This window comes from Thioclava pacifica DSM 10166, assembly GCF_000714535.1.
Classification (GTDB): Bacteria; Pseudomonadota; Alphaproteobacteria; order Rhodobacterales; family Rhodobacteraceae; genus Thioclava; species Thioclava pacifica.
Genome location: NZ_AUND01000006.1, coordinates 32,902 through 41,153, shown reverse-complemented (window position 1 = coordinate 41,153; position 8,252 = coordinate 32,902). Strand labels below are relative to the sequence as shown.

General features: G+C 61.9%; 10 protein-coding genes. 6 read left to right on the top strand and 4 right to left on the bottom strand.

The features are described from left to right. Nucleotides 1–16: 16 nt before the first annotated feature. On the bottom strand, nt 17–373 hold the full coding sequence (locus TP2_RS05225) for an autoinducer binding domain-containing protein (protein WP_169739505.1): 357 nt from the start codon (nt 371–373) through the stop codon (nt 17–19). Nucleotides 374–513: 140 nt separating this feature from the next. Here TP2_RS05225 and TP2_RS05220 point away from each other — a divergent pair, with 140 nt between their 5' ends. The 4 genes from TP2_RS05220 to TP2_RS05205 all read left to right on the top strand — a co-directional run bounded on the left by TP2_RS05220 (nt 514) and on the right by TP2_RS05205 (nt 3,097). Continuing rightward, on the top strand, nt 514–1,116 hold the full coding sequence (locus TP2_RS05220; protein WP_038074446.1) for a helix-turn-helix transcriptional regulator: 603 nt from the start codon (nt 514–516) through the stop codon (nt 1,114–1,116). Between the two features lie 92 nt (nt 1,117–1,208). Further along, nucleotides 1,209–1,910, top strand: a complete 702-nt coding sequence (locus TP2_RS05215; protein WP_038074443.1) for a LuxR family transcriptional regulator — start codon at nt 1,209–1,211, stop codon at nt 1,908–1,910. Between the two features lie 273 nt (nt 1,911–2,183). Further along, nucleotides 2,184–2,822 (top strand): acyl-homoserine-lactone synthase, encoded by a 639-nt coding sequence (locus tag TP2_RS05210; protein WP_038074440.1) that lies wholly within the window; start codon nt 2,184–2,186, stop codon nt 2,820–2,822. Then, the gene (locus TP2_RS05205; protein ID WP_038074437.1) at nt 2,822–3,097 is read left to right on the top strand and encodes a hypothetical protein; all 276 of its coding nucleotides are present in this window, start codon (nt 2,822–2,824) and stop codon (nt 3,095–3,097) included. The genes TP2_RS05210 and TP2_RS05205 overlap by 1 nt, the downstream gene beginning before the upstream one ends. A gap of 259 nt (nt 3,098–3,356) precedes the next feature. Here the strand turns inward: TP2_RS05205 and TP2_RS05200 are convergent, their stop codons facing one another. The 3 genes from TP2_RS05200 to TP2_RS05190 all read right to left on the bottom strand — a co-directional run bounded on the left by TP2_RS05200 (nt 3,357) and on the right by TP2_RS05190 (nt 6,130). Continuing rightward, complete coding sequence (locus tag TP2_RS05200; protein WP_038074434.1) at nt 3,357–5,315, bottom strand: AsmA family protein; 1,959 nt, start codon at nt 5,313–5,315, stop codon at nt 3,357–3,359. A gap of 328 nt (nt 5,316–5,643) precedes the next feature. Beyond that, nucleotides 5,644–5,838 carry a hypothetical protein gene (locus TP2_RS05195; protein ID WP_038074431.1) on the bottom strand — a complete coding sequence of 65 codons (195 nt, stop codon included), beginning with the start codon at nt 5,836–5,838 and terminating at the stop codon, nt 5,644–5,646. 67 nt (nt 5,839–5,905) lie between these two features. Continuing rightward, a complete protein-coding gene (locus TP2_RS05190; protein ID WP_038074429.1) occupies nt 5,906–6,130 on the bottom strand; it encodes a DUF465 domain-containing protein in 225 nt (74 codons plus the stop codon). A 204-nt stretch (nt 6,131–6,334) separates the two neighbouring features. Between TP2_RS05190 and TP2_RS05185 the strand changes: the two genes are divergently transcribed. Together TP2_RS05185 and TP2_RS05180 are read left to right on the top strand one after the other, a co-directional pair. Continuing rightward, the gene (locus TP2_RS05185) at nt 6,335–7,267 is read left to right on the top strand and encodes a hydrogen peroxide-inducible genes activator (RefSeq protein WP_038074427.1); all 933 of its coding nucleotides are present in this window, start codon (nt 6,335–6,337) and stop codon (nt 7,265–7,267) included. 78 nt (nt 7,268–7,345) lie between these two features. Next, nucleotides 7,346–8,140, top strand: coding sequence for an ion transporter (locus TP2_RS05180; protein ID WP_157617043.1), 795 nt, complete (start codon nt 7,346–7,348; stop codon nt 8,138–8,140). Nucleotides 8,141–8,252: the final 112 nt, after the last annotated feature.

Below are 8,252 nucleotides of genomic sequence, written 5' to 3'. Positions count from 1 at the left end.
CCCATTGGCGCTGACGTCAGACAGTCTGGCCCTGCGCGATCTCCTCATCTGTGATCGGGCGCGACGCATGAGAAAAGAAACCGAGCGACCGGTCCAATTCCCCGATCGCGACCACTTTACCGAAGCGAAGCCCGAAGCGCGCAGCGGCGCCAAAGACATCGCTCTCGTCATTGTCCGAAAGATCAGCCCAATCGCAAACGCCCTGGTTCGCAATCGCCCAACGCACTGCGGGGTCTACGAAAACGAGCTCTTTTTCCGTGTAAAAGTCCACCCACTCGCGCGGGTAGGTGACGTAGCGAAGGGTTGGATTCGCGAAGCGAATGTGCAACCCAAGGGCAAAGGTCCAGTCAGTCACTTGCGTCAAACGTTGCAAGCAGTCTTGTATTGTGTGCAGTCTGTCCAAACGTCGCCTCCGGATCACCTCGGTGAAGTTTCATGAATGCGTATGGCGTTTCCAGTGCTCGTCTCACAGAGACTACGATTTGCAAATTCGGAATAAAAGAGCTGTGATGGATGAAACCCAGTGAATGCAAAACATTGTTTTCCGAACTTGCACCGGCAGGTTTCTATGTGGCCATTCGCGTAGGCTTCTATTCTCCGGAATTGGAGATGAACCACTTCTCCCCAGAATGGATTGATCACTACACCCGCGTGGGAGGCGCGCTGTCCGACCCCCTCCTGCAATGGGCGCGTGACAACGCGGGCCATGCCCATTGGCGCGATATCGCATTGGCGCTCAAATCACAGGTTCTCAACGATTACGCGCGCTTCGGGCTGGGCCACAGCTGCGTCGTGTCCGTATTGGGATCGCGCGAAAACCCGAAACGTTCGGTCGGGATCTTCGCCCGGCGAGAGCGGGACTTCAACGCGTCCGAACTGGCCGAGTTCGAGGCGATTTTGAAAAACCTGCATGAAGACAGCGGCAGGTGCCTGACCGAGCCCCAGCTCGAAGCCCTTCGCCTCTATGCCAAGGGATTTCTCTACAAGGAGATCGCCCATGAGCTCGATATCTCTCAAGGCGCCGTGAAGTTGCGCCTGCGAAATGGAGCCGACCGGCTCGACGCGCGATCGGTCCGGGAAGCGGCTCACATTGCCGCGAGCCGAGGCCTGTTATAACATCCTTTCAGAACCTCATGTATACGCAACCGTGTGAGAGCGGTGTGCGCGGCCATCCGTCACTCGTTACGGGCAGGAAATAGAGGGCTGTAATGGATATCATTGACCTCGGCGCGCAGAGCCCGACCTCCGCGGATTACATGTCCTACATCGCCACGATGTGCGATGCGCTCGAGCTCGATTACGGATCCTACGCTTCGGTAAACCCTGTCACGGGGGACGTGGTGGGATACGCCAACTACTCCGACGACTGGAAACAGCATTACATTTCGCGAAATCTTCACCGCGTCGATCCCACGCTTCATGTCGCGAGCCGAAGCATTGCCCCTGTCGACTGGCAACGCTTCGAGCGAGATCGCAAATTTCATTCCGTTTTTCGGGCGGCCGCAGATTTCGGGGTAAGCGCTCAGGGTTTGACCGTTCCCATCCGTGGACCCTACGGAGATCGAGGTCTCCTGTCAGTGACGCGCAACTGCTCGATCGAGGAGTGGGAGAAGCTGAAGAAGCACATAATCGGGAACCTGCAGACCGCTGCCGTGCATCTTCACGACTCGGTCATGCGCAGCACGAGCCTCGTCAGAGCCATGGGTTTCCCAACGCTTTCGGCGCGCGAGATTGAAATCCTTCAATGGACCGCAGTCGGGAAGTTACAGCAAGACATCGGCGACATTCTCTCGATCTCCCATCGCACGGTCGAGATCCATCTGAGATCGGCGAGAACGAAGCTAGGTGCGGTAACGACGAGTCAGGCTGTCGGTCGCGCCATCGGCATGGGTTTGATCTTTCCAGGCTGAGCGCGCCGGCCAAACTTCCGGTGTGCATCCCGCCCGCCCCGCTCAGGACGCTGCGGCCAGCAATACGACCCATCCCAGACCCTCGTTCGGGAGCGGCTCGCCGAAGGTTTTCATCGTGTGGTTGCGCCACGTGTTTGCCCAAGGGATCCCGCTCGAGGCCCTCAACCCGATGTCATAAAGGCACTTCCGTCACAGTATACGGGATTCCCCTTATTCCTGCATCGTATGGTTAATACCTATAGTTGAGTAAGCATTCATACGGTGGACACGAAAATGATCGTCATAGTCGACTCGCTCAACTCTCACGAATATTCCGACATTCTGGCCGAGATGCACCGCTTGAGGGCCAGGGTCTTCAGTGATCGCCTCGGTTGGGACGTGAAAGTCTCAAACGGCATGGAACGCGACGAGTTCGACGACCTCGACCCTGCGCATGTCATCAGTCTTGACGACAAGGGTCAGGTCGTCGGCTGCATGCGGCTCTTGCAGACAACCGGTCCGCATATGCTGTCGGATGTGTTCTCCTGCCTGCTCGATGGGGAGCCGCCGATCCGCAGCCCTCACGTGTGGGAAGCAACGCGTTTCTGTGTCGATACCAATCTCCTGGGCCGCGGCCCGACCCGCAATTCGATTTCCTATGTCACCAGCGAGGTGATGATCGGGGCATTCGAATACGGGATGCACGCAGGCATCACCGACGCAGTCGCAGTGATCGACCCCGTGATGAACCGGGTCATGCAACGCTCCGGGAATGCGCCTTACGGCTATCTCGGCTCGCCGCATCCTATGGGCAAGGTGACCGCGCTGGCGGCGCTGATGGATTGCTCCGAGGAGCGTATCGAAAGCCTCCGAGCGTTCTCCGGCATTCGCCACGATGTTTTCGAACAGCAGGTCTACGAGGAGGGTGTCTGATGGAAATTGCTCAGATTCTCCGGCTGTCCAATCGTGCGTCCGGGCAGCCGCTCGGCGTCGAAAGCGCCGAGGATCACCAATGGGTCATCGGCCTCCTGGCGGATGTGGTAACCTATTTCGAAGACAACCAACTGGATGAAGCCGGTGGAGTGCTGGCCGAAGCGCTGGAGCGGATCGCCCCGCTTCTGGCCAATCGTGACCATGACATGTGGCTGCCCGATGGCTTCGAGAATACGTCGACGGAGAATGTCGTTTTCCTTCACCAACGCATCTAGGCTCAGGCTCCATCAATCGTCTTGCGCCAGCATCGGCGGCGTGGTCCATGCTCTCCAACTCTGAGAGGGCACAATGGAGCCATCTTTTCTGGCTGGCTGCCGAACAGATGGCGCGCCTCGAGCCGTTCTTTCCGAAGTGCTCGACCCCAAGGCAAAGGACAGATTGCGGAGAGGGGCGGCTGAAAGCCACACCTCGAGGCCCCAGGGACAAACAGGCACCTGCACGCAAACAGGACCACTTGGGCGGGGCTGGTCCCCCCTATTTGAAAAGCTTCAGCAGACCTTTCGTGGCCTCCTCCTTGAGCTTCTGCTTTGCCGCATCCTCGGTGCTTTGACCTTCCTCCGGCGTGATCCCGAGCTTCTTGGCGATCTCGGCATCCGCCTTCTCCTTGAGATCCTTCTTCGCCGCATCGACCTTGTCGCCTGAGATCGCGCCCACATCGAGGCCGAATTTCGGCTTGGACCAGGGCCCCTTGATCGTGAGCGGCACCTTCACCCCACCGGTTCCGTCGGCCTTGCTGAGCGCGGTCGGCGTGACCGTGTAATCGAGGGTCTGCGCGCCGATATCCACCCGGCCCTTGCCTGCGGCACTCAGCAGCGGCGCCTTGAATGCGAGGTCGTCATTCGACAGCACCCCGTTGGCGATGGTGAAACTCGCGGTGATCTGGTCGAAGATCGTTTTCGCCCCCTCCCCCACATAGTTCATATCGAGCGTGCGCAGCATCCCCACCAGATCAAGCCCCTGCAGCGCCCCCTTGCCAAGGGCGACCGTGCCCGAGCCCGAGAGCGAGCGCGCGAGCGCGGCTTGGCTGTTGCCCGAGGCCAGAAGCTTCACCGCCAGATCCGCTTTTGCATCGAGGCGCGTGTAATCGGCCAGATCGCTCAGAAGCGGCTGCATCGAGAGTCCCTTTGCGCTCAGATCCGCGGCTGCCGAGAACCCGCTGCGCGCATTGGCCACAACTTGCCCGGTGACGCTGCCACCATAGGCCGAGACCTGACGCAGATCCGCCACCAAGCGGCCGTTGTCGATCGTGATCTGCGTTTTGGTCGGACCAAGCTTGACGGTGCCGAGATCGATCGAGCTCGCATCAAGCGCGATCGCGCCGTCCACCGCCTGCAGACCCGTTGCGTCGATGGTCGCACTCGACCAGCCACCGGACTTGGAGCCGTTCGACCCGCCCGAGCCAGTCTCGCCCGACCCTGTCAGCGCCGAAAGATCGAGCGCGCCTGCGTCGATCTGGGCGTCGATCCGCGGCTTGCCTTTCGGGAAGGAGAGATCCCCGGCCACACTCAGCGCATTGCCGTCGAGCGTAAGTTTGCCCCCGCGCAGCTGCACCGCGCCATCCGCGCCCAAGGTCACGTCGCCCGTCGCGGTGATCGTGTCACGCCCCAGCCCTTTCGGCAGATCGGGCGCGGCCTGTCCGAAGATCGCAGCCAGCGCGGCCGGATCCTTGACGTTTGCCGAAAGCGCACCTTTCGCGGCCAAGGGCGCGGTCCCGAACGTGCCCTTGAAGTCGATCGATGACGCGTCGAGGGTCAACGCGAGATCGGTGGGCACCGGATCGCCCGCGAGGAAGGAGGCGAAGGCTCCAAGCGTGCCCTTCGCCTTCAAAGCCTTGCCGCTGACCTGCCCCGTCAGGGCCAGGCTCGCCGGACCGGCGAAGGACGGAAGCGCGAGGCTCGCGTCGATGCCGGTAAGCGCAAGGCGCTGGCCGCTTGCATGATCGATCCAGGTCACCGATCCGTCGCTGACCTCCCCCTTGTCGAGGCTGAAAGCCGTCACCCCGCCGCCCTCGCCTTGGCTCGCGGGCGCGGCGCTGCCGGCCGCGGCCGGTGGCGTGAAGTCCCAGTTCCCGGTCCCGTCCTTGCGCCGCTCGAGCAGGATGTTCGGTGACAACACGTCGACCTTCGAGACGCGGATTTCGCCGCCGATCAGCGCGCCCGGATCGACACCGATCTGAAGCCCCTTGGCCGAGAGCATCGGCCCGTCCTTGGACCAATCCGCATTCGCGATCTCGACCGGCCCCGTGCGCACGCCGAGCTGCGGCCAGATCGTTGCATGGACAGACCCGCTCAGCGTCATCTTGCGCCCGGTCGCGGCTTCGAACCGCGCCTCGGCGATCTGGGCGATCTTCTTCGAGGGGATCAGGAGGAGCGCCCCCCCGAGGCTCAGGGCGATCAGGACGATGAGAGCAAGAGCGCGAAAGAGCCAGCGCATGGGGCCTCCGGGAGGTTGTGTCTTCGCGGTCAGGCTACGCGTCCGCCCGAAGGAGTTTCAAGTCGGAACAACCGCACTGCGGGCAACGTGATGGCGGCGAGGAACCCGTGGAAGCTCGACCAATGACGTGGGTCGATTTTGAGGTTGCTCGGATCGCGACATCGCATGTTGTTCGTCGAACACTCCCTCTCGTGCCAGAAAGCAAATTTTCGGTGAGATCGGCCTCTTAGGCCAAAGACGTGCCCTCGAGCAGCCCTGGGGGCACGTCCATTTTAACGAATCCTGTTCGGCACGGGCTGCCGCTTCCTGCAGTTTCCTCGTCTGCTCGTCAGCGATGAGAGGTCAGGCACGGACGCGTCGTCTCCGGGGCATCGAAAAGCTCGAACCAGTCGACATTCTTCGCAGGCTTCCTGACGCGCCGCCGTGTCTCGTCGCGACAGCTCAGCGCTTCTTCCAGTTCAGAGATACCGGCGCTTTGCAGAAATCGGCCGGCCATGAGCGGATCGGGCAGAGACTGGGGCATTTGGATTCTCCTGGCAGAAAATGTGGCGCCCGGAAGGGCGGCGTGGATACGTGAAAACACGGGCCTGTCAGCCGGCCGCCCGACGACGTGCGAGCATTCGCATCATGCCCTCGTAACGGCTCAACTCATCCTTGAGGCGCAAACGGCGGCGCTTGAGCCGCTGCAGGACGGTCATGTCGCGCCAGGCGCGTTTCTGCTCCTGCGCCACACGGTCATCGAGGTCGCGATGACGCAGCTGCAAGGCTGCGATGCGGGCAGCGATCGCGGCATGGGTCCGGTCCGAAAAGCTCATCTATTTGGCCTCCTTTTGCACAGAATTTTCTGCACTGAGTTTCGTTCGTGCCGAGGGGAGACCGTCCCGAGGAAACGGCGGGGGATCAAGCTATGCCGTTTCTGTTCTCGGGCTCCCTGGAAGTCCCCCTCGACAATCTCGATCTGGGATTGCGTAAGCGCAGGCTCAATCCTAACCTTCCTGAAAATATGATCGGAAAAACCTATGGAACGCTCTGCCCTTCCCACCCTTCGCCAGCTGGAATATTTCCAGGCGCTTGCCGAGGCCGGGAATTTTCGCAAAGCCGCCGAACGCGTGGGCGTCAGCCAGCCCTCGCTGAGCCAGCAGATCGCCAATCTCGAGGCGGTTCTCGGCGCGACGCTGGTCGAGCGCGGTCGTGGCGGGGCAGTTCTGACGGCGGCTGGGCGCGAGATGCGTGCGCGGGTGGACGGCATTCTCGAAGAGGTCGCTTCTCTGGCAGAACTGGCCGAGCAGACCCGCGAGGGGCTTGCCGGGACCTACCGGCTCGGCGCCTCGTCAACTTTCGGGCCCTATCTGCTCCCGAGCGTGGTGCAGCGGCTCCACGCGGATCACCCCGAGCTTCGCCTGTTCATCCGCGACGGGCAGCCACGCGCCTTGCTGGAAGATCTTCATGCCGGCCGGCTCGATCTGGTCCTGACACAGCTCCCGGTGCTGTCTTCGGACCTGAGCGTCACTCGGCTTTTTCGCGAGCCGCTCCAGCTCGCCGTGGCCCGCGATCATCCCCTGGCGCAACGCGCCAATATCGAGGATGGCGATCTTGCGGGGCAGACGCTGCTCGTTCTGTCAAACGGCTTCTCGCTCCATGCTCAGCTTCTCGAACTGGCCCGCGAGATCGGAGCGACGCTTCGCCAGGACTACGAGGGCAGCAGCCTCGATGCGTTGCGCCAGATGGTGGCGATGAATATGGGCGTCACGCTTCTGCCTGCGCTCTATTCCCATTCCGAAGTGGAGCAGCCCGAGGGGGATGTCGCGCTCGTGCCCTTCCGCCGCGGCCGGGTGATGCGCTCGATCGGGCTCGTGAGCCGGCGCAGTTCGCGCATTCCGCCGCTCTTCGCAGAAGTGATCCGAAATGTCGTGCGCACAGATTTCGCCAAGGTGCTCACCCCCGAAACATAGGCACAAAGAGCGCGCAAGCGCGGTTGCAGGCACGTGCCCGGCCAACCATATCCCTTCGACAAAAGATGGAGGGACGGCATGGCTTTGCGCGACCGGATCGCGAAATGGCTCGATACATCGGCTTTCAGAAACACGATTACGGCGGTGATCCTGTTCAACGCGCTGCTCCTGGGATTGGAGACCTCTGACAGCGCGATGGCGGCGGCGGGTGGCATGATCCGGCTGCTCGACATGGCCTGCCTTTCGGTCTTCGTGATCGAGATCGGGCTGAAGCTGTTCGTGCAGCGGCTGGGCTTCTTCCGTTCGGGCTGGAACCTCTTCGATTTCACCATCGTCGGCGTGTCGCTCGTGCCGGGCGCACAGGTCTTCAGCGTGCTGCGGGCGCTGCGCGTGTTGCGACTGCTGCGCATCATCTCGGTCGCGCCGCGTCTGCGCCGGGTGGTCGAGGGGCTGATCAATGCACTGCCCGGCATGGGCAGCGTGTTCCTGCTGATGGGCATCATCTTCTACATCGCGAGCGTCATGGCGACGAAGCTCTTCGGCACGAGCTTCCCGGAGTGGTTCGGCTCGCTCGGGCAATCGGCCTATTCGCTGTTCCAGATCATGACGCTGGAAAGCTGGTCGATGGGGATCGTGCGCCCGGTGATGGAAACCCATCCCTGGGCCTGGGCCTTCTTCGTGCCCTTCATCATGATCACGACCTTCGCTGTAGTGAACCTTCTGGTAGGCCTGATCGTGAACTCGATGCAGGACGCCCATTCCGAGGAGGAGACCACGCGCACCGATGCCTATCGCGACGAGGTTCTGCTGCGGCTGGAGGCGATTGAACAGCGGATCGGCGATCTGCGTGAAGCGGCACCGCCCCGCAAGTGAGCCCGTTTCGGACCGCGAGCGTATAGACAAAGACTGCCCCGATCTCAGGAGATCCCGCGCGATGCGCCTGCACCCCACCCCGTCCGGCCTGCCCGGGCCCGATACGCTGAGC